Source organism: Pseudomonas cedrina subsp. cedrina (assembly GCF_001983175.1).
Taxonomy (GTDB): Bacteria; Pseudomonadota; Gammaproteobacteria; order Pseudomonadales; family Pseudomonadaceae; genus Aquipseudomonas; species Aquipseudomonas cedrina.
In genome coordinates, this window is sequence record NZ_MNPW01000009.1 from 206,515 (window position 1) to 232,026 (window position 25,512).

A 25,512-nucleotide genomic window follows, 5' to 3' on the forward strand; every position below is an offset into this window, starting at 1 on the left:
CCTCGCTTCACCCCCCAAAGCGCTTCGTTGATAGTTGCCCGCTCACACTGCGGGCTTTTTTTTGCGCGCACTCAACTATCTAACGCCCCTTGAGCACCTGCGCTGCCTAGGCTGGTTTTTCCTCAATCAGAGAAAAGACCATGACCTCGGTTACCGAGAACTCGTCCGCTGCTCCCGTTTCCAGCCCTCCGTTCGACACCGACACCGACGAGGTCACCGAAGCTGAGTTATGGGCCATCCGCGAACAGTTGACGCTGCAAATTAACGCCTCTACCCAGCCAAGCCGCTTGATCAATCAAATTTGCCTGGCCGACATGCGTTGCAGCGAGTCGGCGCAGACGCTGACACATCTGCTGGGGCGCTCGCCGACAGTCTTGAAGGTTATTCGCGCCGAGCTGCACAAGGCGTTCACGGAGGACCCGGATGACCTGCTGTTTACCGAGCCCGCGAAGGACGATGAACCCGAGAAAGTCGACAGCCTGACAAGTCGGGCATTGTCGTCGCTCTTCGAGCCCGTGATGGAGCCCCGTGTCACCTCGTCAACCAACCTGAGCCTCAAAGGCAAGCCTGGCTATCGCTTGACGTTGACGCCGTTGCAAGCACTTCAACGGTTGGATGCGATGAGACTTTTTGAGCGATTGGTCCGCGCGGCCGCTGATTATTGGGACACGTTGGCGTACGGTTCCTGGCTGACGCTCCGGGAACGCTGGGTAGCGTTGCACGCGCAACTGTTCGCCGACCGTGCCTTTATCGCGCGGCAACTGGATGAGCTGTCGGGTAACGCAATGGCCATGGTCCAGGCCGTGATTGATGCTCCGAGCGCTGAGGCGCGTCAGCGCGCCGGTGCGGATTGGGCCTGTGTGCGAGTGGGCCAGCTACTCTGGCCAGGTACGCCTGCAACTGTGATTCCAGGTGCGTTGCATATCTACCGTGAGGGTGACCCCAGCGGTGTGCCCCACATCATTTACCTGCCAGGTATTGCCCGCAATTTCTACGAGTACCCTTCCTTCGTCGCGCTTCAGTGCGGTGTGCTGGAGCTGAGCCAATCGCGGTTTGACGAACTCTGGCAATGCTTGCCCTTGAATCGTCGCCAAGTGCTGTGCCGCCCTGCGGATTTGTCCCCTGCGTCCACCGTGGCACGTGGCTTGGAGATCCTGGAGGACGCGTTGGCATTGGGGGCGCAAGAGTTGCTGAGGCAGCAATGGAATAATGAATTGGCCTGTATTTCGACGATTTATCACAAGCAGGTATTTGCCCAAGAGCGACCGCAGCCGCTGGATGCCGGCGCTTTCCTCAAGTATGTGGAGGGCAACAGGCAACGACTGGTCGGGAGGGCTCGGCTCGGTGAGCTGCGTGACGAATTGCTCAAGTGGGACCACCAGCGACGCAGCAAGGAAATTATCTTTGCCAGTACCGCGCCCGGCTTGGCCCTGCGCACGGCAGAGCAGCAGATCAAGCGTTACGAAAAAGGCCTGGTCGCGCTGCTGGATCCGCAAGATCCAAGCGCCGAGACACCGGCCTATCAGGAGGTCGTTGCGTTGCTGGTCCAACTCAAGACTCACGCCCAAACCGTGAATGCAGTGTCGCAGGGTGCCCGGCAACGGTTGCTTAACCTTGACTTTTGGTCTGAGCGCCCCGGTGGCAAGGATACGCCCAGGCGGATTACGTTGTTTATGCGTGCCCAAACCGAGGCCTTGCGCTGTGAGGTTCAGGTTCAATACAGGCTTAAGCTGCTGAGTACGGCGCATCGGGACTTGATGATTGAAGTGGTGGAGCAGCCGTTGCCCGCCCGCCGCGCGGGCAGTCAAACCCAAGTGCTGTCGATCGCCATCGGCAGCGAGCTGGATGCCTTTTACTCGCTCCATAACATCTGGGTAGTCACGACCGCAGCGGCGGTGAGGGTCCCGCGTCGCCAACTTCCCGTGGTGCTATACGCTTTTGGAGAAGAGGGCGGGGTGATGCCGTTTTTCGGGCTGGACGCACTCACGCGCAGTGTCAAGGCAAGCCTCGCCAGTCGGGACGATTCCGTGCTGTGGGGCAGTGTCGCGCGCGATAAGCGTAACGACTTACGCACACATGCGGCGCGTGAAACCTTGGAAGTACGCTACGTGCCCATCCCTCAGAAGCCGGCATTGGCCTCCATCAAAAAACTCATTGGGAGCTGCGGTCGCTTGTACAAAAGCACCGATGACATCACGCGTATTTTCAGCGAGGTCAAGGATGCCGAGTTGAGCCGCGAGCTGCTGCTGACTGAGCTGGAGCAACAACTGCAGGTTCCCGTCAACAGTGCTCTGAGCCGCGCGCAGGCGAATATTGAGTTGCTGCGCAAGGTCGCGCGTGAAGCTAAAAAACTGCCGGCATGGTTGGCAGGGGCAACGCGTGCGCAACGTAGACACTTCAGACACTCGCAGAAGTTTTACATGACCAGCGCCTGGGCATTTTTAACGCGGCTTGAACAACGTCTGCCGGACTTGAACACCTATGCGCGCCAGGCGTTGACCGCCCGCTTGCGTCGTGACGGGATCGCCCTGGGCATTGGGCTGGACGAGCCCTTTATAGCGATGTCCGGGGATATTCACGGCACCTATTGCGATCATAAAGACGCTTGTCTCTTGAAGGACCCGCAAAAAACATTGCCCCCGTCTTCTTCGTGCAGAGCCTTCAGTCTGTTGGAGCTGGCGCTGCATAACCTGGACCCGCTGGCACCCTGGACGCAGCATAAATTAAACCGTGCTTGCCCTTTGCGATGGACATGGCCAGACAGCCTTTCGACGGGGCATTTAAGACAACTCATCTCTTCGCTGGATATCGGCGGCCGGTACGACGCGTTGATCAACGAGGTCTTTTATCCATCCGTTAATCCCAACCATCCGCTCAGCGAAGGACGTATTCCCGAGTTATTGAATCGCGCGTTGCGCGCCGGTGTTGAACAGCATCTGTTTTCAGCGGTGCAACAGGGGTTGTCGGCGAAAGGGCAAAGCGTATTCAGCACGGCAATGGCCGCACGCACGCCTCAGGACATGTTGAAGAACCAGCACGAGTTACACCTGCACGTGGTTCATTTGGTGGGGCATACCCTGCTGCATGACCGCTATGTCGCAGGGATAGTGGTCATGCAGGACAAGCGCTCGCAGCTTTGCGTGATCTATTGGCCCCAGGCCCCGCTCCCCTTGGTGCTCACTGAGTACAGCAGCCTTGAACAGGCCAGCGCTGAATTGAACCGTCTTGGCGCATTGCCAGATAACGTCAAGACGCTGGCACGACAGGTCGCACCCGGCTGGGCCTTTCAGGCCACCCCTTCTCTGTTTGATCCAGTGACCATCAACCTTCTTGATGTGTCCGCTGTTATTTTCCTTGTGAAAGGGGTTTGGCGATGGACTCGAAGCTCCCGCGTGAAGCATCTGGAACCCTCGCTGTCGCTTGATGAAATAGAAGAACAAGTGCTCGAGCAGATTGCCTGTGATCCGCAGGACTGGCTGGCGATTGTCGCCAACTCCAACTGCGATGCCCAGGCGTTGCTATACCACGGCAAGGTGCATGAGTTGCAACGCCAGACACAAGCGGCCAGTTACTCCAGTAAGGCCTTGGAGGAATACCGAATCCGCCGCCTTCGCGACGATAGAGTCGCCAATATTCGGATGCTGTTAAGTACCTTTGTTCCAATATTCGGGATATTCAGCGACATCCATGCGTTGTACGGTGCGGCGCGGCGTTATCAGCATTCGGGCGATCCCAGCGATAAGCGAGTGTTGGCCGATACGACAAAATTCTTTTTGGTCAATCTGCTCACGACTTTCGTACCGGGCCCCAAGAAGGCGGGGGTTGCGTTGACTCCCGCCATACGGTCCGCTCTGCCCTCTGCGTTGGGGCGGGTGCGCCATTGGCGTGTGGAACCGGCAGGCATTGCCCGTTCGGCGTCATCTGTGAAGCAACTTCAGGCGCTGGAGCGTTTCAGGATCAAATCGGTGCCTGAGGGGGCCGTGGCGTTGAAAGGGCCGGGTCAAACAGGTGTCTACGCCAAACATGGCGAGTTGTTTGTGGCGGATAACACACACCATTACCCGGTTTACAAACGGGACAGCGAGCAATGGTTTCGTCTGAAAAATCGGCAGTCGCCAGGGCAGGACGAGCTGATTCTGGATATCCACCAGTCCAAGGAGTGGTTACTCGGCGCGGACGCCCCTCCACCCGTGGCGGGAACGAGTTCGAGCGTGCTTCGCCCGTGGACAGCCCCGGTATTGCCGCCGCCGGACTGGTGGCCACCCGTGGTACGCAGGACGACGGAAAGCCGGATACTCCAATCCTCCACCACGGCCACCCACTGGTTGGCTTGGCGTACGCATATTCCGGATGTTCAGCAGTTGACTTGCCCGTCGCCCGGTATTTTTCACGTCCCGATGGATAACCGAGGGTTTTCCTACAATGTCCTGCGTGTAGCCCCACCCTTTACGAGCCTGAGCGATCCTTTGAGCGCTTATTACAGGTTGCTCCCCCAGGGGGGGCAGGCTCCATTGGGTAACATTGTGTTTATCACAACGGATGAGCCATTGGTTTCATTGGCCCGTGTGGATATCGAACGTTGGACAAGCACAGCACGTCACGAACAGCCCCTTCCTGCGTCGCATACGCCGACGGGCGGCTGGCAGCTCCATGCCCCTCTGTTTGACAGGTCATTGCCGGACTATGTCGGCACGGCGTTTCCCACCATGACCGCCAAAAGCCGAGAATTCACCGTGGCACGGATGATTGAGCTATCAGGCCCGGAGCGCCCTGCAACGGCCAGTCATATGCTCAATATCCGTGCGACATTGGACGACTGGCTGCCCCCGGCCCCCGCGCAACCGGGGCAGACGGATGATTTGCTGAGAATGCTGCGGCCCACCGAGAGGCAGGTCAAATCGATATTCATAGGGCTGGAAGGCGAGGCGCCGGGCTTGACGCGGGTCGACTTCAGGACCCAAGGTTTAGATCCCACGCTTCGGTACCCAGTCCCCAAGCGGACGGATCAGCGCAACATTGCGATGCGTCAGGCCATCACCCACGTGTTGCAGCGGCAAGGCTTTGACGTACAAGACGTGTTGGCAATCCACGCCAATAAGCCCACGCGTGAATTGATCGTGACTCATCCGCTTTCCAACAAGGTTTACTACGTGTCAATGCATTGGGCATACGGCGGGACGATCGATTTGAAAACGCGGCTGACGGATCATTGGTTAACTGAAACTATTCGCAGCAATCCGGATGTGCCTGCATTGGCAGGCGTCAGCAGCGCCATGAGCGAAAACCGCCTCGTCCCGATCGTTGCGGGTATTCAGTGGAGCAGTCAGGCCGGGCGCGAAGCGAGTGTCTATTTTGCCAAAGTCAGCCGGTCCGGGCCTTGATCAGTGCCATCACGCCAGCACCACCGAATAGCCCGGCGCTGACGCGGTTGAACCAATTCTGGCCACTGCCGTTGCGCAGGTAGCGCGAGGCCCCCTGTGCACCCACACCGTAGGCCAGCTTGCACAGCAGATCGAGCAGGGTCCAGGTGGCAATCATCGTCAGTAATTGAGGCAGGAAGGGCTGCTCGCTGCTGAGAAACTGCGGCAGGAACGCGGCAAAGAACAGAATGTCCTTGGGATTGCTCGCGCCCAGCACGAATGCGCGGCCAAACAACGCACGAAACCGTGGCACGGGCGCGCTGTACGGCACTTCGGCGGCCTTGGCCGGTTGCCGCGATTGCTGCCAGCTCTGCCAAGCGAGGTAGAACAGGTACACCGCGCCGACGATCTTCAAGGCGCTGAACAACCGTTCCGACGCCAGCAGCAGGGCGCCCAGGCCCAGGGCCGAAGCGCTGAGCAGGCAGATCGAGGCAAACACCCCTCCGAGAAACGCTGGGTACGAGCGGCGCAGGCCATAGTTGAGGCTGTTGCTGATCATCAGCAGTGACAGTGGCCCCGGTATCAGGATCACCACCAGGGCCGCGCCGCTGAACAGCAGCCAGGTTTCCAGGTTCATCCGTTGCTCCTTACAGAAATATGAATTTGGCGATAAAGATCGCGCACAGCACCCACAGGCTCACGGAGATTTCGCGGTACTTGCCGGTGCCGGTCTTGAGCGCCACGTAGGTGATAAAACCCAACGCGATGCCGTCGGCCACCGAGAAGGTCAGCGGCATCATGATCGCCGTGACAATCGCCGGAATGCTGTCGGTGGCTTCATCCCAGTTGATATGGGCCATGCTTGCCATCATCAGCATCGCCACGTAAATCAGCGCGCCGGCGGTGGCATAGGCCGGAATCATGCCAGCCAGCGGTGCAAAAAACATCGCCGCCACAAACAACACACCCACGGTCACCGCCGTCAGCCCGGTACGGCCGCCAGCGGCAACACCGGCGGCACTTTCCACGTAGCTGGTCACCGGCGGCACGCCGACCATGGCGCCAAACACGCTGGAAGCGCTGTCGGCTTTCAACGCGCGGGACAGGTTATGGATCTTGCCATCGGCATTGACCAGGCCGGCCCGTTGCGCGACGCCCATCAGTGTACCTGCGGTATCGAACATGTGTACAAAAAGAAAGGCAAATACCACGCTGATCATGCTTACATTGAATACACCTTTTACATCCATCGCCATCCAAGTCGGCGCCAGGCTGGGCGGCGTGGCGAGGATGCCGTTGTACTGCACCAGGCCCAGGCCCCAACCGGCCAGCGTGACGGCGATGATGCTGATCAGGATCGCGCCGAACACACGGTGATAACTGAGGATGGCGATCAGCAGGAAGCAGATGGCCGCCAGCAGCGGTGCCGGTTCATGCAACGAGCCGAGCTTGATCAACGTGGCCGGGCTGTCGACGATGATCCCGGCGGTCTTCAGGCCGATCACCCCGAGGAACAGGCCGACACCCTCGCCCATGGCATGGCGCAGGCTCACGGGGATGCTGTTGAGCAGCCATTCGCGTACCCGCGAAAGCGTCAGGGCCATGAACAGCACGCCGGAAACGAACACCGCCCCCAGTGCGGTTTCCCAGGTGTAGCCCATGGTGCCGACTACGGTGTAGGTGAAAAACGCATTCAGGCCCATGCCTGGCGCCAGGCCCACCGGCCAGTTGGCGTACAGGCCCATCAACAGGCAACCGAGCGCGGCGGCGATGCAGGTGGCGACGAATGCGGCGCCGTGATCAATGCCGGCATCGGCCATGATGTTGGGGTTGACGAAGATGATGTAGGCCATGGTGATAAAGGTGGTGAGGCCGGCGATCAGCTCGGTCTTCACTGTGGTGCCATGCAAGCGCAGTTTGAACAGGCGTTCCAGCCAGCCGTTGTGGGGCGGGGCAAGGTCCAGCGTAGGGGCTTCGGATTTGCGGCTATCCACGGCAAGTACTCCTCAAGAGTTTTATTGTTATTTCCAGCGCGGGTCACGCAAGTGGGCTCGCGCTGTGAGGTACTGGCGGGTTTGTTGACCATTAGGTCAGGAACTCGCTCGAGGCGAATTATGCTTTTGTATACAAAGAAAGCAAATAATGTTTTCGAATAGCGCGATGAAAGGCTAGTTCGCGGCGCTCAATGCCTGATTGACGGCCAGCCATCCGGCCACCGCGGCTTCGCCGGCTTCACTGAAAGCGCGCTGCAGCAACTTGACCTGTTCACGGCGCAGCGACTGCTCGAAACGCAGTCCTTCCTCGGTCAGTTGCAGCAGGCGTTTACGCTTGTCGGTCTCGGACGCCACGCTGTGCACCAAGTGCATTTCCTGCAACTGGCGCAGCGGGATATTCAGCGCCTGTTTGCTCACGCCCAGCAATTCCAGCAATTGCTTGACGCTCAACGTCGGGTAGCGCGCGATAAAAAACACGATGCGCTGATGCACCCGGCTCAGCCCACGGCGCTCAAGCATTTCGTCGGCCTTGGCGGTGAACGCCTGGTAACCGAAGAAGAACGCTTGCATGGCTTCTTGCTGGGCGAGGGGGTTTTTAAGGTCAAGCATATTGACGTATCCGTGTGAGTCGTCGTAATTTCGGTCAACCAGTTTGACGTATTTTCCCCAGGCTTCGCTACCGGTGACCCCCATGGCCTTCTCTGAACGTGTTACGCGCCTCAAAAGCTCCTTGATCCGTGAAATCCTTGCGGCGGCCCAGCGACCGGAAGTGATGTCGTTCGCCGGCGGCCTGCCCGCCGAAGCCATGCTGCCGGCGCTGAACTGGGACGACATGCCGCTGAACATCGGCCAATACGGCATGAGCGAAGGCGAGCCGCAGCTGCGTGAACTGCTCGCCGCCGAGGCGCGCGCGCTGGGTATCCACTGTCAGGCCAGCCAGGTGCTGGTGGTCAGCGGTTCCCAGCAAACCCTCGACCTGGCGGCCAAGCTGTATATCGACAAAGGCACGCAGATCCTGCTGGAAGGCCCGACTTACCTGGCCGCCTTGCAGATCTTCCAACTGTTCGGCGCCGACTGCCTCACCGTCCAGCTGGAGGCCGACGGCCCCGACCTGGGTGCATTGCGCAGTAACCTCGAACGCCATCGCCCGGCGTTCATCTACCTGATCCCGACCTTCCAGAACCCGTCTGCGGTGCGCTACAGCGAGGCCAAGCGCGAAGCCGTCGCCGCCTTGCTCGATGAGTTCGGCGTGACGCTGATCGAAGACGAACCCTACCGCGAGTTGACCTTCGACGGCGCCAGTGCCAAACCCATTGTCGCCCGCCTGCAAAAAGCCAGCTGGATCTACACCGGCACCGTGTCCAAGACCCTGCTGCCCGGCCTGCGTGTCGGCTACCTGATCGCCAGCCCGGACCTGTTCCCACACCTGCTCAAGCTCAAGCAGTCGGCGGACCTGCACACCAACCGCGTCGGCCAATGGCAGGCCATGCAGTGGATCGGCACGCAGAAATACCAGCAGCACCTGGTGCAGTTGCGCAGTTTTTACCGCGATCGCCGCGATGCATTCCAGGCCGCGCTGCAGCGCCACTTCGCCGACCTGGCCGACTGGCAAGTGCCCCAAGGCGGATTATTCTTCTGGCTGACCTTGAAACAGCCGCTCGATACCCGCACCTTGTTGGCTCAAGCGCTCGACCAGAACGTCGCGTTCATGCCCGGTGAACCCTTCTTTTCCGAGCCCGACCAGCACCTTGGCTCGTTGCGACTCAATTTCAGCCATATCGACCCGGCCCGCCTGGACGAAGGTCTCAAGCGCCTGGCCGCGGTGGTCCGTCAAGCACAGCACGCGCAAGCGGCATAAGGGGAGCCCCATGTACAAGGTTTATGGCGATTACAAGTCGGGCAACTGCTACAAGGTCAAGTTGATGCTTAGCCTGCTGGGCATCCCTTACCAATGGGTCGATGTGGACATCCTCAAGGGTGACACCCAGACCGTCGAATTCCTGGCCAAGAACCCCAACGGCAAGATCCCCGTGCTGGAGTTGGAAGACGGCACGTGCCTGTGGGAGTCCAATGCGATCCTCAACTTCCTCGCCGATGGCAGCGAGTTCCTGCCCACCGAGCCGCGCCTGCGCACGCAAGTGTTGCAGTGGCAGTTCTTCGAGCAATACAGCCATGAGCCGTACATTGCGGTGGCGCGGTTTATCCAGTTTTACCTGAACATGCCGCAGGATCGCCTGGAGGAATACAAAACCACCCATAAGGGCGGCTACAAGGCGCTGAAGGTCATGGAGCGTCAGTTGCAGGCCACGCCGTATTTAGTGGGCGAGCAGTATTCGATCGCTGATATTGCGTTGTACGCCTATACCCATGTGGCCCATGAGGGTGGGTTTGACCTGGCGCCCTATCCGGCAGTGCAGGCATGGCTGGCGCGTGTGGCCAGCCATCCGAAACATGTGGCGATGTTGGATTAAACGCGGTCCAAATGTGGGAGCTGGCTTGCCTGCGATAGCCATAGGTATCTACACATTTTTGTAGTGAGCGGGCTTGTCCCGCGCTGGGCTGCGAAGCGGCCCCAAACCAGACGAATTGGATTTGCCTGAAACTGCGCGGTGTCTTTATTGGGGCGGCTTCGCCACCCAGCGCGGGACAAGCCCGCTCACTACAGGGAGATTTTTCAGCCTTTGAAAGTTGTGTCGATACCTCGATAGCGGTGTGTCAGGCAACTAACCTGGCGCAGATCAAGCCAGCTCCCACAGTTAGCCCGGTGGTGTGTCAGATAGCTGGTCATGCAATAGATCAAAGCAGCGCTGTGCGGCCGGGCTTAGTGCAACCCCACTGCGACTGATCAACCCGATCTCCCGGTTCACACCCGGATGATCAATAGGGATGCGCTTCAACCCCTCCAGACTGTCCGCCGCCGACTCCGGCAGCACGCTGATCCCCAGCCCCTGGCGCACCAGTGCCAATACCGTCGACATGTAGTTGGCTTCCATGCCGGCGGTCATCGTCAGCTTTGTCTCATCGAATAGAGCATCCACGTGCTCACGCACACTGCTGTCGCGCCCGGTGAGGATGATCGGCTGGTCCGCCAGTTGCTCCAGGGTCAACTGGCGATGGCGAGCGAGAGGATGATCCTGCGGCACAAACGCACATAATCGGTCATTCAGTACCGGTACGAATTCCAGGCCATGGCTGAGCCGCGCACGTACGCCAATGCCGAAATCCACCTCGCCGGAACGCACCTGGGCGTGAATGCGATGGGCCACCAGGTCATGCAGGCGCACTTCGATCCCGGCAAAACGCTCGCGAAACAGGCGCAGCACCGGCGGCAGCGTGCCGGCGCACACCGAGGGCAGGGCGGCGAGGGTGACCACGCCCCGGCGCAGCGCGGCCAGGTCACGAGAACCGGTGACAATGTTGTCCAGGTCCAGCAGCAGTTTTTCCATCGGCCCGCGAGCTTCCTGGCCGGCGGCGGTGATGCTGACGTGGCGCGGGCTGCGGTCGAGCAGGGCGACGCCGAGCCAGTCTTCCAGTTGTTGCACCTGGACGGTGAGCGCCGAGGGCGACAGGTGCAGCTCATTGGCCGCCTTGGTGAAACTGCCTGCGCGCGCCACCGCAAGGAAGGCCTGAATGTGTTGGATGCTGTTCTTCATTTTGTTTTTCCGAATGCCAGCAGGTGAATATTCCAATTTACAAAGACTACCTCGCTTCCAATACTCCAGGGAAAACAATAACCGGCCACCAAGGCCGCTCTGGAGTAACCCATGCTCGCAACCCTGGGTGTCATCACCATCCTGTGCCTGCTCGCTGCCGTCATGAGCAAACGCCTCTCACCGCTGGTGGCCCTGATCGCCTTGCCGATCATTGCCGCACTGCTCGGCGGGTTCGGCCTGCAGACCAGCGCCTTCATCATCACCGGTATCAAGAACGTCGCCCCCGTGGTGGGCATGTTCGTGTTCGCGATTCTGTTTTTCGGGATCATGACCGATGCTGGCATGCTCGACCCCATCATTGATCGCATCCTGCGCACGGTAGGGACGCGTCCTACACGAATTGTCGTAGGTACCGCGACCTTGGCGCTGCTGGTGCACCTCGACGGCTCCGGCGCGGTGACCTTTCTGGTGACGGTGCCGGCCATGCTGCCCTTGTATACCCGGCTGGGGATCGATAAACGCATCCTCGCGTGTGTCTGTGCGATGGCGGCCGGGGTCAACTTCCTGCCTTGGACCGGCCCGGTGCTGCGCTCGTCGGCGGCCTTGCATGTGCCGGTGGCGGATCTGTTCCAGCCGCTGATCCCGGTGCAGATCGTCGGCCTGATCTTCGTCTTCGCCTGTGCCTGGTGGCTGGGCCATCGTGAGGAAAAACGCCTGGGCCTCGGTGCCGGTTCCAGCGTGGACGCCGTGCCGCAGCGGGTGCTCAGTGACGACGACATCAAGCTGCGCCGTCCGCGCCTGTTCTGGGTCAACCTGATCCTGACGGTGCTGGTGATGGTGGTGATGATCGCCGGCTGGGTCGACCCGGTGGTGATGTTCATGCTCGGCACGGTGCTCGCGCTGTGCATCAACTACCCGAACGTCGACGCCCAGCGCGCCCGTATCGACGCGCATGCCAAGACCGCGCTGACCATGGCCAGTATCCTGCTGGCGGCCGGCGTGTTCACCGGCATCATGCAGGGCACCGGCATGCTCAAGGCCATCGCTGAAGTGGCGGTGGCGCAGATCCCGGCCGGCCACGGCAAGCTGATCCCGGCGGTGGTGGGTTTCCTTTCCATGCCGTTGAGCATGCTGTTCGATCCCGATTCCTACTATTTCGGCGTGATGCCGGTGATCGCCGAAGTCGGCAAAGCGTTGGGCGTCGACCCTCTGCAAGTGGCCCAGGCCTCCTTGCTGGGCGTGCACACCACCGGGTTCCCGGTCAGCCCGCTGACCCCTGCGACCTTCCTGCTGGTGGGCCTGTGCAAGATCGAATTGGCCGATCACCAGCGTTTCACCATTCCGTTTCTGTTTGCCGCGTCGGTGTTGATGACCCTGACCGCGTTGCTCCTGGGAGTTATCTGATATGAAAACCTTGCGCATCGGTTCCGGCGCCGGCTACTCCGGCGACCGTATCGAGCCTGCCGTGGAACTGGCCGAACAAGGCGACTTGGATTACCTGGTGTTCGAGTGCCTGGCTGAACGCACCATTGCCCTGGCGCAACAGGCGCGGATCAGCGATCCCGACGGTGGGTACGACCCCTTGCTCAGCGAGCGCATGCGCCGCGTGTTGCCCTTTGTGGGCGTGCAGGCCGGGCGTCGTCGTCTGCGGGTGGTCACCAATATGGGCGCCGCCAATCCGGTGTCGGCGGCCATTGAAGTGCGGCGGATCGCCGCCGCGTTGGGCCTGGATCTCAAGGTGGTCGCCGTCGTCGGCGACGATGTGTTGAAAGTGCTGCAGCCCGACTTTTTACTGGATAACGGCCAGAGCGTCGGCTCGTTGGGCGAGCGGTTGATTTCGGCGAATGCCTACCTGGGTGTCGACGGCATTCTCGAAGCTTTGCGCGCTGATGCCGACGTCGTCATTACCGGACGCGTGGCTGACCCATCGCTGTTCCTGGCGCCGCAGATGTTTGAATTCGGCTGGGCGGCGGACGATTGGCAGCGCCTGGGGCGCGGCACGTTGGTGGGGCATTTGCTCGAATGTGCCGGGCAAGTCAGCGGCGGGTATTTCGCCGACCCTGGTTTCAAGGACGTGGATGACCTGGCTCGCCTGGGCTTCCCGTTGGCTGAGATCAATGCCGACGGTGAAGCGTTGATCACCAAGGTGGCCGGTTCCGGTGGGCGGGTCAGTCGTGCCACCTGCACTGAACAGCTTATCTACGAAGTGCACGACCCGGCCGCCTACCTCACACCGGATGTGACGGCGGACTTTTCCCGGGTAGGGTTTGTCGAGGAGGGCGTCGATCGCGTTCGCGCCCAGGGCGCCGACGGGCGTGCGCGACCCGAGCAGTTGAAGGTCAGCGTCGGTTACCTGGAGGGTTGGATCGGTGAAGGGCAGATGTCCTATGGCGGCCCCGGCGCTGTCGCACGAGCCCAACTGGCAAGGGATGTGGTCCTTAAACGCCTGGAATTGATTGGCGTGAAGCTGCAGGACGTGCGCGCCGAGCTGATCGGCATGGACTCGCTCCACGGCCCGCGCAGCGGCGTCGAACCCTGGGAAGTACGCCTGCGCGTGGCCGCGCGCTGCGAAGAACGCAGCGAAGCCGTGCGTGTGGGCAATGAAGTGGAAACCCTTTATACCAACGGCCCGTCGGGCGGCGGCGGCGCGAGCAAAAGCGTGCGCCAGGTGGTGGCGGTGGCGTCGTTGCTGCTGCCGCGTAACGCGGTCAAGCCGAGGATCGAAGCATGAAGCTGCATACGCTGGCCCATTCCCGCACCGGAGATAAGGGCGACACCTCGAATATCTCGATCATTGCCTATCGCGCCGAGGATTATCCGTTGCTGTGCGAATACTTGACGGCCGAGCGCGTGGCCGAGTTCTTCGCGGGCATGCGCGAGGCAGGCGCGGCGCAGGTAAGGCGCTATGAATTGCCCAACGTGCAGGCGCTGAACTTCGTGCTGCCGGGGATCCTGCGCGGTGGCGTCACGCGTTCGCTGGCGCTGGATGCCCATGGCAAGTGCCTGGGTTCGGCGCTGTTGGCTTTGGAAATACAGGATTTAAGACTGGCGTAGATCCTGTGGGAGCTGGCTTGCCTGCGATGGCCATGGGTATCTACACAACTTTCAAAGGCTGACAAATCCCTGTAGTGAGCGGGCTTGTCCCGCGCTGGGCTGCGAAGCGGCCCCAAACCAGGCGAATTGGGTTTGTCTGAAACTGCGCGGTGTCTTTATTGGGGCGGCTTCGCCACCCAGCGCGGGACAAGCCCGCTCACTACAAAAATGTGTAGATACCTATGCTGCGATGGCATCACCTCGGTACGCCTGGGCTACCGCGTCGTCTGCATCGCAGGCAAGCCAGCTCCCACAGGGATTTGCAGCGTCTGTCAGACCGCGGCGAACCGCTGGTCCAGGTAATCAATGATCACCTTGGAGTCATACATCCAGGTCGTCTGGCCATTTTCTTCGATGCGCAGGCACGGCACCTTGATCTTGCCGCCTTGCTCCAACAGGGTCTGGCGGTCCTGTGGGTTGTTCTTTGCGTCTTTCAACGCCACTGGCACATTCAGGCGGTGCAGGGTACGGCGGGTCTTCACACAGAACGGGCAGGCGTGGAACTGGTAGAGGGTCAATTCCTTGGCCGCTGCGTTCACCTGCGCCTGCTGTTCGGCGCTGCGTTGTTTTTTGCGTGGGCGGGTAAGGTAGTCGCCCGCGATGATGAGTTGGCCGAGGCCCACTCGAAGTGCTTTGACGAACATGGCTGAAACCTCTTGCCCATGACAGAAGGGGCCGCAGCTTACCTGATTTTTGCCGGGCGAAAAAAAACCGGCGATGAACGCCGGTTCTTCCTACGCAGCCCGTTACTTGATCAGGCTGAGAAACTCGCTTCGGGTAGCCGCGTTTTCGCGGAACTCACCGAGCATTACCGACGTGATCATCGACGAATTCTGCTTCTCGACCCCGCGCATCATCATGCACATATGCTTGGCCTCGATCACCACGGCCACGCCCAGCGCACCGGTCACCTGCAGCACCGCATCGGCGATCTGGCGGCTGAGGTTTTCCTGGATCTGCAGGCGGCGCGCATACATGTCGACGATCCGCGCGACCTTCGACAGGCCCAGCACTTTGCCGCTCGGGATATACGCCACGTGGGCCTTGCCGATAAACGGCAGCAAGTGGTGTTCGCACAACGAGTACAACTCGATGTCCTTGACCAGAACCATTTCGCTGTTGTCAGAACTGAACAAGGCACCGTTGGTGACTTCTTCCAGTGTCTGCGCATAGCCACGGCAGAGGTACTGCATTGCCTTGGCGGCACGTTTTGGCGTGTCGAGCAGGCCCTCGCGGGAAACGTCCTCGCCGAGCTGGCCGAGGATCGCGGTGTAGTTTTGTTCCAATGTCACAGGGCTGTTTCCGTATGGATTTCAGAACGGTACGGTGTATGCCTGTACCAATGTGAAGCGCAGTTTTCAGCGGGTGTAGCGCATCGCGTGCTGATTAATGGCGCACATAGTAGCTTAGGTGCGCCGACAGTTGTATTCCTTGGCGATCCCGATGCTAGAGTCAGCCCTCGTTGAGGAGGACCCGATGACACCCTTGGAACGAAGCATTTCTGAGCGCGCCGTACTTTTTGCCAAAGCAAATCGGACACGAATAGCTCGGGAGTTGGCCTGCCTGAGTCGATATCCGGGTGAAGAGTATCCAGTTTCAGTCTTTATGGCCGGCTCCCCTGGCGCAGGCAAGACAGAAGTTTCGAAGTCTTTTATCCGTTTGATGGAGGCCCACGGATCGACTGCTCTTCGTATCGATCCTGACGATTTCAGAGAATATTTTCCTGAGTACACGGGTGGGAACTCAAGTCTTTTCCAGCGTGGTGTAACAGCCATCGTGGAACGGACCGTCGACCTTGTTTATCAACAGTGCCAGTCGTTTCTTTTGGATGGAACACTTGCGAATCTTGATGTCGCCCGAGAAAATGTTCAGCGTGCTCTGGATAAGAAAAACCGATCGGTTCAAGTGATCTATGTTTATCAGAAACCGACGTTAGCCTGGGAGTTTGTGTTGGCACGTGAAGCCATCGAAGGAAGGAACATTCCCTGCAATGAGTTTGTTCGTCAGTTCTACGCATCAAAGGCGACGGTTTGTCAGTTAAACCGCGAGTTTCAGGATCGCCTTCAGGTCGACGTACTCATCAAGGACACGGACGGTGGTGATGCAGAGGTCGGTATCGACCTTTCGGCTGAGGACGTTGACGAGTTGGTCAGCCAGCCCTACTATCCAGATCAACTTGAGCAAATTTTGACCGGAGCAGCCTTATGAAAGGCGGAATCACGGAATCGGTAGAAAAATATCAATCAACGACCATGTCGGACTTTTTCCGCAACTGTTCGGTAGAAGAAAGGCGGGCGGTGTATCGAAGCGCAGCCAATACTGCGATAACGATGCAAAAAGCTGTGATTTCTTTGGCCAAAGAAAAGAAGTCTCAAGAGTTTAATGGCAACTAGGCATCTGGCCCATTAAGCCAAAGCCCAGCCTGAGTGCTGGGCTTTTTCACGCCTACTCGTCGCGCCCTTCCATCATCGTGCGCTTGAGCATCACGTACACTGCGCCCGCGCCGCCGTGGCGGGCCTGGCAAGAGGTAAAGCCGAGCACCTGGGCGTGCTGGCGTAGCCAGGTGTTGACGTGGCTCTTGATCATGGGCCGCTTGCCGTCCAGCCGCACGGCCTTGCCGTGGGTGACGCGCACGCAGCGAATCTCGAACTTGGTCGCTTCGGCAAGGAAGGCCCACAGGGTTTCCCGGGCTTTCTCCACGTTCATGCCGTGCAAATCAAGGCTGCCTTCGAACGGGATCTGGCCGGCCTTGAGCTTGCGCATCTGGCTTTCCTGCACGCCATCGCGGGCCCACATCAGCTCGTCTTCGGGGCCGACGTCGATCACGAATTGGTCCGACAGGCCGTCCACGGTGGTGGCGTCGGTGCGCACGGTCGCGGCCTGGCGCAGCTTGGCGATCTGCGCCCGGTCGGCCTTGGGCTTGCCGGTGTCGGCGCGGTCGTGCTTGATCGGCTTGACGCCGCGCAGCTCGTTCTTGAACAGGGAAAAATCGTCGTCTTGCATGATGGCCTCCGCGAAGGGCGGGCAGTTTACCTAAAACGCGGCGGCCAGGGCGCAGGAAACGCTATCCAAGCGCCATCAGTCGTGCTTTTTCATCAGGTGCGAAGCGATGTTGAGCGACAATGGCTGGCGCATTTTCCGACGGCTGCGCCGCCATAACCACACGCCCAGCCACAGCACCAGCAGGCCAATCGCCAACAGAATCGCCGAGCCGCCAGGGCTGGCATTCAGCTCGCCAAGGGCCGGAGAGTGACCAAACAGGCCGGCGCCACCAGCGCCGGCCAGCAGCAGACCTACAATCGCCAGCAGCGCGGCAATGCCGGCCACCAGGCGCAGACGCCAGTTGCTCGGGCCCTTGGGGCGCAAGCGACGAGCATCAAAACCATCGGATATCTTCATTCCGACCTTTCCTCCAGGGTATCGGCCCTTCGACCGGACAATACACAGGTTGTTCCGGGACGAGGGGTAAATGCGCCAAATGAAAGGGTCTTGCCCATGAGCGAGGCAATAAACATTGCCGCGTCGCTCATCGGCGCTCGTTTGGATCAGATCAGGTCTTTAGTCAGCGCAAGGGTGGCGAAATTGTCGGCCATGATCGCCATTTCGGTCTGCTGCACATGCTCGGCGCTGAGGATGCCGCCTTTGTAAGGCAGGTCACGGGTGGCGCAGGCATCTTCGACCAGGGTGCAGCGAAAGCCCAGGTTCTTGGCGGCGCGCACGGTGGTGCTGACGCTGGAGTGGCTCATGAAACCGCAGACGATCAGGTCCAGGGAACCAAGATCCTGCAGATGCTTTTCCAGGCCGGTGCCGTGGAACGCGCTGGGCAACAGTTTGCCGATGATGGTTTCGTCACCTTCAGGCTCAAGGCCCGGGATGAATTCGCCGCGCTCGCCCTGGGGGTCAAACAGGCCGCCCACGGTGCCCAGATGGCGCACGTGCACGATCGGGCGCCCGGCGTTGCGCGCCGAAGACACGAGCTGCTTGATGTTGCTGACCGCCGCGTCCATGCCGGACAGGGCGAGCGGGCCGCTGAGGTATTCCTTCTGCGCGTCGATGATCACGAGGGTCGCATGGCTGAGGTTCGCTGCTGCGTAACCACGACCGCTGAGTTGAAACATCGTCTTTGGAACGGACATTCTGGGGCTCCTGTGAGGGGGGCTTTTGCGCCATTGTCCACTGGCTGAGCGGTTCTGTGAATCGCTACCATCGTAAGGTACGCCGTTGCTGGCGTGCAGCCATGTCAAGAGGCTGGCCTGTTTAACACAATGAGGCTAATTCAGATGAAATCCGACGGGTGGCAGAGGCTTTTTCGTACATCGTCGGTACAGGTGAAGGCTGATAGAATCGCCAGTCGTTTTTTCCAGGAGCTTACCCCGTGACCACTTCCCGCCTGCGCACCTTGCGCGATCATATCCGTTGGGCTGTCAGCCGTTTCCATGGGGAAGACCTGTTTTTTGGCCATGGCACCGACAACGCCTGGGACGACGCCCGGCAACTGGTGCTCGGCGCCTTGCACTTGCCTTGGGAAATCGCCGACAGCTACCTCGACTGCAACCTGGAAGAAGAGGAAGTTGCCCACCTGCAACGGTTGCTGCATCGCCGCATCCACGAACGCGTGCCGACGCCTTATTTGATTGGTGAAGCCTGGTTTTGCGGCTTGTCGTTTATCGTCGATGAGCGCGTGCTGATCCCGCGTTCGCCGATCGGCGAGCTGATCGAAAACCGCTTCGCACCCTGGCTGGCCCAGCCGCCGGCACGCATCCTCGACCTGTGCACCGGCTCCGGCTGCATTGGCATCGCGTGTGCCTACGAGTTCCAGGACGCCGAAGTGGTGCTGGGTGACTTGTCCTTCGAAGCCCTGGAAGTGGCCAACCAGAACATCGAACGCCACGGCGTCGACCAGCGCGTCTACACCGTGCAGGGCGACGGCTTCGACGGCCTGCCGGGCCAGCGCTTTGACCTGATCGTGTCCAACCCGCCGTATGTGGATGCCGAAGACTTCGCCGATATGCCCGACGAATACCAGCACGAGCCGGAGCTGGGCCTGGCCTGCGGCGACGATGGCTTGAACCTGGTGCGGCGCATGCTGGCCGAGGCGGCGGACCATCTGACCGAGAAGGGCTTGCTGATCGTTGAAGTGGGCAACAGCCAGGTGCACGTCGAGGCGCTGTACCCGGAAGTCGACTTCGCCTGGCTGGAGTTCCAGCGTGGCGGGCACGGGGTGTTCATGCTGACGGCGGAGCAATGCCGCCAGCATCAGGCGGTGTTTGCCGCCAGGGTCTGACGGCAGGAGCGCGGTCAGTTTGGGAGCTGGCTTGCGATAGCCATAGATATCAAAACAATTTCAACGGCTGACAAATCTCTCTGTGGCGAGCGGGCTTGCCCCGCGTTGGGCTGCGCAGCAGACCCAGTCAGCAGAATGCGGTGTATCAGACAATCCGCAGAGCCTGATTTTAGGGCTGCTTCGCAGCCCAACGCGGGGCAAGCCCGCTCGCCACAGGGGAAACCGCCAACCTGTGCAAGCTGACCCACCGTCATCGCAGCGATGCGGCGACCCGACAAGCCAGCTCCCACAGGTTGATCGCATTTCAACCGGCTACCGGTGCGTGGCAATCCAGATCAACAACCCCGCCTGAAACACCGTGAACGCCACCAAACAGGTGATGGTAAAGCGCAACCCGCTGTCTTCACGCTTGAACTTGGTGACCTTTTCCTCTTCCTTGCGCAGCTTCACTTCCTGCTCCGCCAGGTTCTGCTCGGCTTGCTGCAGCATCTGCGCAGCCTCCAGAATCTCCACGAACTGCACCTTCTCGGTGTTCCAGCTCTCCAGCACATCGCCGACCTTGCCCGGCTGCACGTTACCCTTCAGATGCTGGACATCGGCGTAGGCCACATCAAAACCGTGGATGCGCAGGAAATGATCGCGGCGCAGGCGCGTGGATTCGTTCAGCGCGTCCTTGTTGGACAGGTCCACGCCGTCGACGCGGTAGTGCGACCATTTTTTCTTCGCCCAGGCCGCCGCTTGGGCCACCAGGAAGCGGCCGATCCCACGGTTGACCGGTTCGATTTCCAGGCTGTTGCCCGGGCCGAAGTGCACGCGATGCTTGTCGTGGTCAACCCAGATATCCAGGTGATTCTGCTCACGGCGCACGCGCTGCCCCGGTAACTGAATGACCATGCGCAGCAGGCTATGGTGTTTGTCATGGCGCTCGGCATAGCCGAACTGCACGAACCGCAACGGCCGCACCCCCGTGGCGCGGTCAATGGCCAGGGGCGCCAGGCGCAGCATCTTGAAATGCTCGGCCTGAACATCCGCCCACGGCAGGGCCGCCGCGTCGACGGCCTCGGTTTTTTCAGCCGGGGTTTCGGCGGTAGATTCCGGTGTTGCTTCAGTGGTTGTCATGCGGCGCGATCCTGTCCAAACCCAGCAAGCCGACAGTCTTTTTGCTGTCGACCTTGGGCTTATCGGCCGTTTTCCCCAGGACTGGAGGCCAATTGCCGCTTAGCGAGGTTGCAGGCCGTCGATAAAGCGCACCAGGCGGCTGCCCAGCTCGGCGGCGAGGGGCAGTTGCGGGTCGTTGTAGGAGGCCAGTTGCTGTTTTACATCGTTGGGCACGATGCGCATCACGTGGTTCATGCCTTCGATCACCGCCAACTGTGCGTCGGGCTTGGCCTTTTTCAGTTGCTGGGCGTCGCCCACGCCGACCTGGATATCGTGGGTGCCCTGGATGATCAGCGCCGGCATGCGCAGCTTGGCGAAGGCGGCCGACGGGTCGGCACGGAACAGGCTGATCAGGTACGGCTGCACGCTGGGCCGGAAAATGCCTTCCAGCGGGCCAGGCACATCCGCATCCACTTGGCCTGCCTTGAGGTGATCGAGGATTTGATTGCTGCGCAGCAGCAGGGCGGGGGGCAAGTGATCGGCCAACTGTTGACGAATGACCTGGTCGACCGGGCGCGCGCTGCCGGACAGCGAAATCACGCCCGCCGGGTCCAGTTGCGGCGCGGCGAGCGCCGCCACCAGCGCACCTTCGCTGTGGCCGAGGACGATCAAGGGGCCCATGCGTTTGTCGGCCTTGAGCAGTTTGCCCCAGGCTACGGCGTCCGCGACATAGGCGTCCAGGGTCAGGTTGCGCTCGTCAGGCGTGGCGGCCAGGCTGGCAGCCACGCCACGCTTGTCGTAGCGCACGCTGGCGATGTTATGCCGGGCCAGCACCCAGGCCAGGCGCTTGAGGCTGTCGTTGCGCGCGCCGTCGGCACTGTTGCCGTTACGGTCGGTGGGTCCGGAGCCGGCGATGATCAGCACTACCGGCACGGGTTTGTCCGACTGCGGCAACAGCAGCGAACCAAACAGCTCGCCGCTGCCGGTTTCCAGGCTGATGGGGCGTTGCAGTACGACAGGGGAGGCGGCCTGGGCCACGGCGGCAAACAGGGTGAGGGTAAATAGCAGAACTCGCAGCATCATCGCGCCATCATTGGAGAGGTGCCGGTTGGACCAGGGTCTACCGGTAAGGTTTCGAGGATGAACTAGTCGGTTGGCCTGCGTATACTGGCGGCCTTAAGTTATTACAGTTGACTTGATTCAACTGATTTCACGGAGCGCCCTGCATGTCCGGCAATACCTTCGGCAAGCTGTTCACTGTCACCACCGCGGGCGAAAGCCATGGCCCGGCGTTGGTCGCCATTGTCGACGGCTGCCCGCCAGGCCTGGAGCTGTCTCTGGAAGACCTGCAGCGTGACCTCGACCGCCGCAAGCCTGGCACCAGCCGCCACACCACCCAGCGCCAGGAGCCCGACGAAGTCGAGATCCTCTCCGGCGTGTTCGAAGGCCGCACCACCGGTTGCGCCATTGGCCTGCTGATCCGCAACACCGACCAGAAGTCCAAGGACTACTCGGCCATCAAGGACCTGTTCCGCCCGGCCCACGCCGACTACACCTACCACCACAAATACGGCGAACGCGACTACCGCGGCGGCGGCCGCAGCTCGGCCCGCGAAACCGCCATGCGCGTGGCCGCCGGTGCCATCGCCAAGAAATACCTGGCCACCCAGGGCATCGTTGTTCGCGGCTACATGAGCCAACTGGGCCCGATTGAAATCCCGTTCAAGACCTGGGACAGCGTGGACGACAACGCTTTCTTCAGCCCCGACCCGGACAAGGTGCCGGAGCTGGAAGCCTACATGGACCAGTTGCGCCGCGATCAGGATTCCGTGGGTGCTCGGATCACCGTGGTTGCCGAAGGCGTCAAGCCCGGCCTGGGCGAGCCGATCTTCGACCGCCTCGACGCTGAGCTGGCCCACGCGCTGATGAGCATCAACGCCGTGAAAGGCGTGGAAATCGGCGCCGGCTTTGCCTGCGTGGCGCAACGTGGCACCGAGCATCGCGACGAGCTGACCCCCGAAGGTTTCCTCAGCAACAACGCCGGCGGCATCCTCGGCGGTATTTCCTCCGGCCAGCCGATCGTGGCACACCTGGCGCTCAAGGCGACGTCGAGCATCACCACGCCGGGCCGTTCGATCGACGTGCACGGCAACCCGGTGGACGTGATCACCAAGGGTCGCCACGATCCGTGTGTCGGCATCCGTGCCACGCCGATTGCCGAGGCGATGATGGCCATCGTGCTGATGGACCATCTGCTGCGCCATCGCGGGCAGAACGCCGACGTACGCGTGAGTACGCCGGTGCTGGGCCAGCTGTGACGGCCTGACGGTGACCACGCTCCCCTACTGGCGCCTCTCCAGCTTCTACCTGTTCTACTTCGCCCTGCTCGGCGCAACCGCGCCGTTCCTGGCGCTGTACTTCGACCATTTGGGGTTCTCCAGCGCGCGTATCGGCGAACTCGTGGCCATCCCCATGCTGATGCGCTGCGTGGCGCCCAACCTGTGGGGCTGGCTGGGCGACTACACGGGCCGGCGCCTGGCCATCGTGCGCTTCGGCGCGGTATGCACCCTGGCGAGTTTTTCACTGATTTTTGTCAGCCACACCTACGCCTGGCTGGCGCTGGTGATGGCGCTGCATGCGTTCTTCTGGCACGCGGTGCTGCCGCAGTTCGAAGTGATCACCCTGGCCCATCTGCAAACACAGACCGCGCGCTACAGCCAGGTCCGCCTGTGGGGCTCGATTGGTTTCATCCTCACCGTGGTGATCATGGGGCGCCTGTTCGACTGGCTGAGCCTGGATATCTACCCGGTGGTGGTCGTGGTGATCATGGCCGGCATCATCGGCGCCAGCCTGTGGGTACCGAACGCGCAGCCGGCCGTCCAGGGCAATCGCCTGGCGGGCGAAGGCTTTCTCAAACAATTGCGCAGCCCCGGCGTGCTGGCGTTCTACGCCTGCGTGGCGCTGATGCAAATGAGCCACGGCCCGTACTACACCTTTCTCACCCTGCACCTTGAGCAACTGGGCTACAGCCGTGGCGTGATCGGCTTGCTGTGGGCGCTGGGGGTGGTGGCCGAGGTGCTGATGTTCCTGGCGATGAGCCGCATTCTCGTGCGCTTTTCGGTGCGCCGCGTGCTGCTGGCCAGTTTCCTGCTGGCGGCGCTGCGCTGGTTGCTGCTGGGGGCGTTTGCCGAGTTTTTCTGGGTGCTGTTGCTGGCGCAGGTGATGCACGCCGCCACGTTCGGTAGCTTCCATGCCGCAGCGATTGCCTTTGTGCAGCGCAGTTTCGGCGACAAACAACAAGGTCAGGGCCAGGCGCTGTATGCGGCGCTGGCGGGCACTGGCGGTGCGCTGGGCGCGCTGTATTCAGGCTACAGTTGGAACCTGTTGGGGCCGACCCTGACCTTCAGCATTGCCAGCGTCGCCGCCCTGGCGGCCGCCGTTATCATCGGTTTTCGATTGCACGAGCAGAACCAAGGAACCCTTCAATGAGTTATGTCGCTGTCTACTCCGCCGCTGCACCGGACACGCCCAACAAGGTCTTGACCCATTTCGATGACATCGCCGCCACCTTGGCCGAGCATGGTGTGCGCTTTGAGCGCTGGCAGCCCGGCCCGATTGAGCAGGGCGCCAGCGATGCCGAATTGATCGCGGCATGCCAGGCGCAGATCGACGCGCTTGGCTACAGCTGCGTTGAAGTGCTGCGCGTGACCGGCGACCCCGCCCAGCAAGCTGAGCTACGCGCCAGTTTCCTGAATGAGCGCCGCTACAGTGAAGACGACGTGCGATTGTTCATTGCAGGCCAAGGATTGTTCGCCCTGCACATCGACGACTACGTGTATGCCGTGCGTTGTGAGAAAAACGACCTGCTGGTGATTCCGGCCGGTACGGCGCATTGGTTCGATATGGGAGAGCACCCGCACTTCGTGGCGTTGCGGCTGTTTGATTCAGCGCAAGGGTGGGTGCCTGCCTTCACAGGTGACGATATTGCCCGGCGCTTTCCGGGTTTGGACGATTAATCGCGCGCTATCGGGAGCGTCAATCCCCCTATGTTGGAAGTTGCTGTGGGAAGAAACCTAAACCTCTGTAAGGCCTTGCTGTTTATCGCAGGGCTTACGCTGGAATACCGTCCGTTATGTAACTCTCTGCGGCCTTAACGTTTATATCGCCTGTCAATAGGAGCAATCCGAAAGGTGATGGAGCGTCAGCCATTGAAAAGGAGAGAATTGATGCGAGGTCCAGAGGACGCGTTTCTACCATCGTATTCAGTGCCCAATGCGGTCAGACGACGCTTGAGCTTGTCGGGCAGGCCGCTGACACCGGCAGAGCTTGAGATCCTGCGCTGGGCCTCGGAAGGCAAGACGGTCTGGGAGATCAGCCAGATACGCGCCACGTCCGAAGCCACGGTAAAATTCCACCTGCGCAATATCTACTGCAAATTGGAGGTCACCAATCGCGTGCAGGCAATGAACGAAGCGGCGCGTCAGGGCCTTTATTGAAAGCACGAAAAAGGGCCGCGACACTCAACGGTGTCGCGGCCCTTTTCGGTGTTGCAGGTGTTAAGCCGAATGGTATGTCGGCAGGGCAAAGCGGTTCTGGCTTTGCAGCATCGAAATTTGCGGCAGATCGCTGGCTTGTTCAGCCAGGTCGCGGCGAATGGCGCTGATAACCCAAGTCAGCTGATCGGCAGTGTGCAACTGCTGGTAAGAGATCGAGCGCTTAACCTGTTTGCCCTCGCTGTTACGCAGGGTCAACAGGATGCCGCCGTCAGGGCGTGGCTGGGTAGTGACGTCGTAGTTGGAGAATACTGAGGCGAATTTATCTTGGATCAGGCTCATGTCTATCAGCTCCATTGGCTCAAGTTGGCAAGCATGGAGTGATAGGTGCAGTGATTGTGCCAGCTTGTGATTTATAAAAATTACCTTATAAATCAAGAGTTTAAAAAATTATCGGATTTTCGATTTCGTGCAATTTGCATGAAGGGCCATCATGCATCCTGCATTTTGCGTTGTTCGTCCTGGCTGGACGGTCGC

The 25,512-nt window shown here is 60.5% G+C and carries 25 protein-coding genes; 13 read left to right on the forward strand and 12 right to left on the reverse strand.

The annotated features are described in order from the left end of the window. Positions 1-140: 140 nt before the first annotated feature. A complete protein-coding gene (locus BLL36_RS19985; protein WP_076953046.1) occupies positions 141-5,381 on the forward strand; it encodes a dermonecrotic toxin domain-containing protein in 5,241 nt (1,746 codons plus the stop codon). Here BLL36_RS19985 and BLL36_RS19990 read toward each other — a convergent pair. The 3 genes from BLL36_RS19990 to BLL36_RS20000 form a co-directional block, all read right to left on the reverse strand. Beyond that, positions 5,362-5,997, reverse strand: coding sequence for a LysE family translocator (locus BLL36_RS19990; RefSeq protein ID WP_076953047.1), 636 nt, complete (start codon positions 5,995-5,997; stop codon positions 5,362-5,364). The genes BLL36_RS19985 and BLL36_RS19990 overlap by 20 nt on opposite strands. Before the next feature lie 10 nt (positions 5,998-6,007). After that, a complete protein-coding gene (locus tag BLL36_RS19995; RefSeq protein WP_076953048.1) occupies positions 6,008-7,354 on the reverse strand; it encodes an NCS2 family permease in 1,347 nt (448 codons plus the stop codon). A 174-nt stretch (positions 7,355-7,528) separates the two neighbouring features. Continuing rightward, positions 7,529-7,963 carry a MarR family winged helix-turn-helix transcriptional regulator gene (locus tag BLL36_RS20000; protein ID WP_076953114.1) on the reverse strand — a complete coding sequence of 145 codons (435 nt, stop codon included), beginning with the start codon at positions 7,961-7,963 and terminating at the stop codon, positions 7,529-7,531. Positions 7,964-8,045: 82 nt separating this feature from the next. On the opposite strand from BLL36_RS20000, the gene BLL36_RS20005 reads away from it, so the two are divergent. Then, positions 8,046-9,212, forward strand: a complete 1,167-nt coding sequence (locus BLL36_RS20005; protein WP_076953049.1) for an aminotransferase-like domain-containing protein — start codon at positions 8,046-8,048, stop codon at positions 9,210-9,212. Between the two features lie 10 nt (positions 9,213-9,222). After that, positions 9,223-9,825: a glutathione S-transferase family protein gene (locus tag BLL36_RS20010; RefSeq protein WP_076953050.1), complete on the forward strand. Its 603-nt coding sequence runs from the start codon at positions 9,223-9,225 to the stop codon at positions 9,823-9,825. A gap of 285 nt (positions 9,826-10,110) precedes the next feature. On the opposite strand, the gene BLL36_RS20015 is transcribed toward BLL36_RS20010, so the two are convergent. Further along, positions 10,111-11,007 carry a LysR family transcriptional regulator gene (locus tag BLL36_RS20015; protein WP_076953051.1) on the reverse strand — a complete coding sequence of 299 codons (897 nt, stop codon included), beginning with the start codon at positions 11,005-11,007 and terminating at the stop codon, positions 10,111-10,113. Between the two features lie 111 nt (positions 11,008-11,118). On the opposite strand from BLL36_RS20015, the gene BLL36_RS20020 reads away from it, so the two are divergent. From BLL36_RS20020 to BLL36_RS20030, 3 genes are read left to right on the forward strand one after another with little or no spacing between them, the layout of a single operon-like run. Further along, the gene (locus tag BLL36_RS20020) at positions 11,119-12,411 is read left to right on the forward strand and encodes a CitMHS family transporter (protein WP_076953052.1); all 1,293 of its coding nucleotides are present in this window, start codon (positions 11,119-11,121) and stop codon (positions 12,409-12,411) included. Between the two features lies 1 nt (position 12,412). Continuing rightward, complete coding sequence (locus BLL36_RS20025) at positions 12,413-13,738, forward strand: acyclic terpene utilization AtuA family protein (RefSeq protein ID WP_076953053.1); 1,326 nt, start codon at positions 12,413-12,415, stop codon at positions 13,736-13,738. Continuing rightward, positions 13,735-14,061, forward strand: coding sequence for an AtuA-related protein (locus BLL36_RS20030; RefSeq protein ID WP_076953054.1), 327 nt, complete (start codon positions 13,735-13,737; stop codon positions 14,059-14,061). The genes BLL36_RS20025 and BLL36_RS20030 overlap by 4 nt, the downstream gene beginning before the upstream one ends. 311 nt (positions 14,062-14,372) lie before the next feature. On the opposite strand, the gene BLL36_RS20035 is transcribed toward BLL36_RS20030, so the two are convergent. Next, entirely contained in the window at positions 14,373-14,744 is a 372-nt protein-coding gene (locus BLL36_RS20035; protein WP_076953055.1) for a glutaredoxin family protein, read from the reverse strand. Between the two features lie 102 nt (positions 14,745-14,846). Next, complete coding sequence (folE, locus tag BLL36_RS20040; RefSeq protein ID WP_076953056.1) at positions 14,847-15,392, reverse strand: GTP cyclohydrolase I FolE; 546 nt, start codon at positions 15,390-15,392, stop codon at positions 14,847-14,849. 184 nt (positions 15,393-15,576) lie between these two features. On the opposite strand from folE, the gene BLL36_RS20045 reads away from it, so the two are divergent. Continuing rightward, positions 15,577-16,308 (forward strand): zeta toxin family protein, encoded by a 732-nt coding sequence (locus BLL36_RS20045; RefSeq protein WP_076953115.1) that lies wholly within the window; start codon positions 15,577-15,579, stop codon positions 16,306-16,308. Next, positions 16,305-16,493 carry a hypothetical protein gene (locus BLL36_RS20050; protein ID WP_076953057.1) on the forward strand — a complete coding sequence of 63 codons (189 nt, stop codon included), beginning with the start codon at positions 16,305-16,307 and terminating at the stop codon, positions 16,491-16,493. The genes BLL36_RS20045 and BLL36_RS20050 overlap by 4 nt, the downstream gene beginning before the upstream one ends. A 52-nt stretch (positions 16,494-16,545) precedes the next feature. Here the strand turns inward: BLL36_RS20050 and BLL36_RS20055 are convergent, their stop codons facing one another. From BLL36_RS20055 to BLL36_RS20065, 3 genes are all read right to left on the reverse strand, one after another. Continuing rightward, complete coding sequence (locus tag BLL36_RS20055) at positions 16,546-17,103, reverse strand: Smr/MutS family protein (protein WP_016976371.1); 558 nt, start codon at positions 17,101-17,103, stop codon at positions 16,546-16,548. A gap of 75 nt (positions 17,104-17,178) precedes the next feature. Next, positions 17,179-17,499, reverse strand: a complete 321-nt coding sequence (locus tag BLL36_RS20060; protein WP_010208859.1) for a hypothetical protein — start codon at positions 17,497-17,499, stop codon at positions 17,179-17,181. 146 nt (positions 17,500-17,645) lie between these two features. After that, positions 17,646-18,236: a cysteine hydrolase family protein gene (locus BLL36_RS20065; RefSeq protein WP_076953058.1), complete on the reverse strand. Its 591-nt coding sequence runs from the start codon at positions 18,234-18,236 to the stop codon at positions 17,646-17,648. 239 nt (positions 18,237-18,475) lie between these two features. Between BLL36_RS20065 and prmB the strand changes: the two genes are divergently transcribed. Beyond that, positions 18,476-19,384, forward strand: coding sequence for a 50S ribosomal protein L3 N(5)-glutamine methyltransferase (gene prmB, locus BLL36_RS20070; protein ID WP_076953059.1), 909 nt, complete (start codon positions 18,476-18,478; stop codon positions 19,382-19,384). 312 nt (positions 19,385-19,696) lie between these two features. Here the strand turns inward: prmB and BLL36_RS20075 are convergent, their stop codons facing one another. Further along, positions 19,697-20,503: a hypothetical protein gene (locus tag BLL36_RS20075; RefSeq protein WP_076953060.1), complete on the reverse strand. Its 807-nt coding sequence runs from the start codon at positions 20,501-20,503 to the stop codon at positions 19,697-19,699. A gap of 99 nt (positions 20,504-20,602) precedes the next feature. Further along, positions 20,603-21,565 carry an alpha/beta hydrolase gene (locus BLL36_RS20080; protein WP_076953061.1) on the reverse strand — a complete coding sequence of 321 codons (963 nt, stop codon included), beginning with the start codon at positions 21,563-21,565 and terminating at the stop codon, positions 20,603-20,605. Between the two features lie 143 nt (positions 21,566-21,708). Here BLL36_RS20080 and aroC point away from each other — a divergent pair, with 143 nt between their 5' ends. From aroC to BLL36_RS20100, 4 genes are all read left to right on the forward strand, one after another. Continuing rightward, complete coding sequence (gene aroC, locus BLL36_RS20085) at positions 21,709-22,800, forward strand: chorismate synthase (RefSeq protein ID WP_076953062.1); 1,092 nt, start codon at positions 21,709-21,711, stop codon at positions 22,798-22,800. A 10-nt stretch (positions 22,801-22,810) separates the two neighbouring features. Then, the gene (locus tag BLL36_RS20090) at positions 22,811-23,971 is read left to right on the forward strand and encodes an MFS transporter (protein WP_076953063.1); all 1,161 of its coding nucleotides are present in this window, start codon (positions 22,811-22,813) and stop codon (positions 23,969-23,971) included. Further along, positions 23,968-24,498, forward strand: coding sequence for a 1,2-dihydroxy-3-keto-5-methylthiopentene dioxygenase (locus BLL36_RS20095; RefSeq protein WP_076953064.1), 531 nt, complete (start codon positions 23,968-23,970; stop codon positions 24,496-24,498). Before BLL36_RS20090 ends, BLL36_RS20095 begins: the two co-directional genes overlap by 4 nt. Positions 24,499-24,708: 210 nt before the next feature. Continuing rightward, a complete protein-coding gene (locus BLL36_RS20100) occupies positions 24,709-24,978 on the forward strand; it encodes a response regulator transcription factor (protein ID WP_076953065.1) in 270 nt (89 codons plus the stop codon). A gap of 60 nt (positions 24,979-25,038) precedes the next feature. Here BLL36_RS20100 and BLL36_RS20105 read toward each other — a convergent pair whose 3' ends face one another. Then, positions 25,039-25,317 carry a DUF3509 domain-containing protein gene (locus BLL36_RS20105; RefSeq protein WP_010208870.1) on the reverse strand — a complete coding sequence of 93 codons (279 nt, stop codon included), beginning with the start codon at positions 25,315-25,317 and terminating at the stop codon, positions 25,039-25,041. Positions 25,318-25,512 lie beyond the last annotated feature (195 nt).

Bases quoted from the DNA above. Each gene is read 5' to 3' on its own strand.
- BLL36_RS19985 (WP_076953046.1), top strand. From the start codon at position 141: ATGACCTCGGTTACCGAGAACTCGTCCGCTGCTCCCGTTTCCAGCCCT.
- BLL36_RS19990 (WP_076953047.1), bottom strand. From the start codon at position 5,997: ATGAACCTGGAAACCTGGCTGCTGTTCAGCGGCGCGGCCCTGGTGGTG.
- BLL36_RS20000 (WP_076953114.1), bottom strand. From the start codon at position 7,963: ATGCTTGACCTTAAAAACCCCCTCGCCCAGCAAGAAGCCATGCAAGCG.
- BLL36_RS20005 (WP_076953049.1), top strand. From the start codon at position 8,046: ATGGCCTTCTCTGAACGTGTTACGCGCCTCAAAAGCTCCTTGATCCGT.
- BLL36_RS20010 (WP_076953050.1), top strand. From the start codon at position 9,223: ATGTACAAGGTTTATGGCGATTACAAGTCGGGCAACTGCTACAAGGTC.
- BLL36_RS20015 (WP_076953051.1), bottom strand. From the start codon at position 11,007: ATGAAGAACAGCATCCAACACATTCAGGCCTTCCTTGCGGTGGCGCGC.
- BLL36_RS20020 (WP_076953052.1), top strand. From the start codon at position 11,119: ATGCTCGCAACCCTGGGTGTCATCACCATCCTGTGCCTGCTCGCTGCC.
- BLL36_RS20025 (WP_076953053.1), top strand. From the start codon at position 12,413: ATGAAAACCTTGCGCATCGGTTCCGGCGCCGGCTACTCCGGCGACCGT.
- BLL36_RS20030 (WP_076953054.1), top strand. From the start codon at position 13,735: ATGAAGCTGCATACGCTGGCCCATTCCCGCACCGGAGATAAGGGCGAC.
- BLL36_RS20035 (WP_076953055.1), bottom strand. From the start codon at position 14,744: ATGTTCGTCAAAGCACTTCGAGTGGGCCTCGGCCAACTCATCATCGCG.
- BLL36_RS20045 (WP_076953115.1), top strand. From the start codon at position 15,577: ATGACACCCTTGGAACGAAGCATTTCTGAGCGCGCCGTACTTTTTGCC.
- BLL36_RS20050 (WP_076953057.1), top strand. From the start codon at position 16,305: ATGAAAGGCGGAATCACGGAATCGGTAGAAAAATATCAATCAACGACC.
- BLL36_RS20055 (WP_016976371.1), bottom strand. From the start codon at position 17,103: ATGCAAGACGACGATTTTTCCCTGTTCAAGAACGAGCTGCGCGGCGTC.
- BLL36_RS20060 (WP_010208859.1), bottom strand. From the start codon at position 17,499: ATGAAGATATCCGATGGTTTTGATGCTCGTCGCTTGCGCCCCAAGGGC.
- BLL36_RS20065 (WP_076953058.1), bottom strand. From the start codon at position 18,236: ATGTCCGTTCCAAAGACGATGTTTCAACTCAGCGGTCGTGGTTACGCA.
- BLL36_RS20075 (WP_076953060.1), bottom strand. From the start codon at position 20,503: ATGACAACCACTGAAGCAACACCGGAATCTACCGCCGAAACCCCGGCT.
- BLL36_RS20080 (WP_076953061.1), bottom strand. From the start codon at position 21,565: ATGATGCTGCGAGTTCTGCTATTTACCCTCACCCTGTTTGCCGCCGTG.
- aroC (WP_076953062.1), top strand. From the start codon at position 21,709: ATGTCCGGCAATACCTTCGGCAAGCTGTTCACTGTCACCACCGCGGGC.
- BLL36_RS20095 (WP_076953064.1), top strand. From the start codon at position 23,968: ATGAGTTATGTCGCTGTCTACTCCGCCGCTGCACCGGACACGCCCAAC.
- BLL36_RS20100 (WP_076953065.1), top strand. From the start codon at position 24,709: ATGCGAGGTCCAGAGGACGCGTTTCTACCATCGTATTCAGTGCCCAAT.
- BLL36_RS20105 (WP_010208870.1), bottom strand. From the start codon at position 25,317: ATGAGCCTGATCCAAGATAAATTCGCCTCAGTATTCTCCAACTACGAC.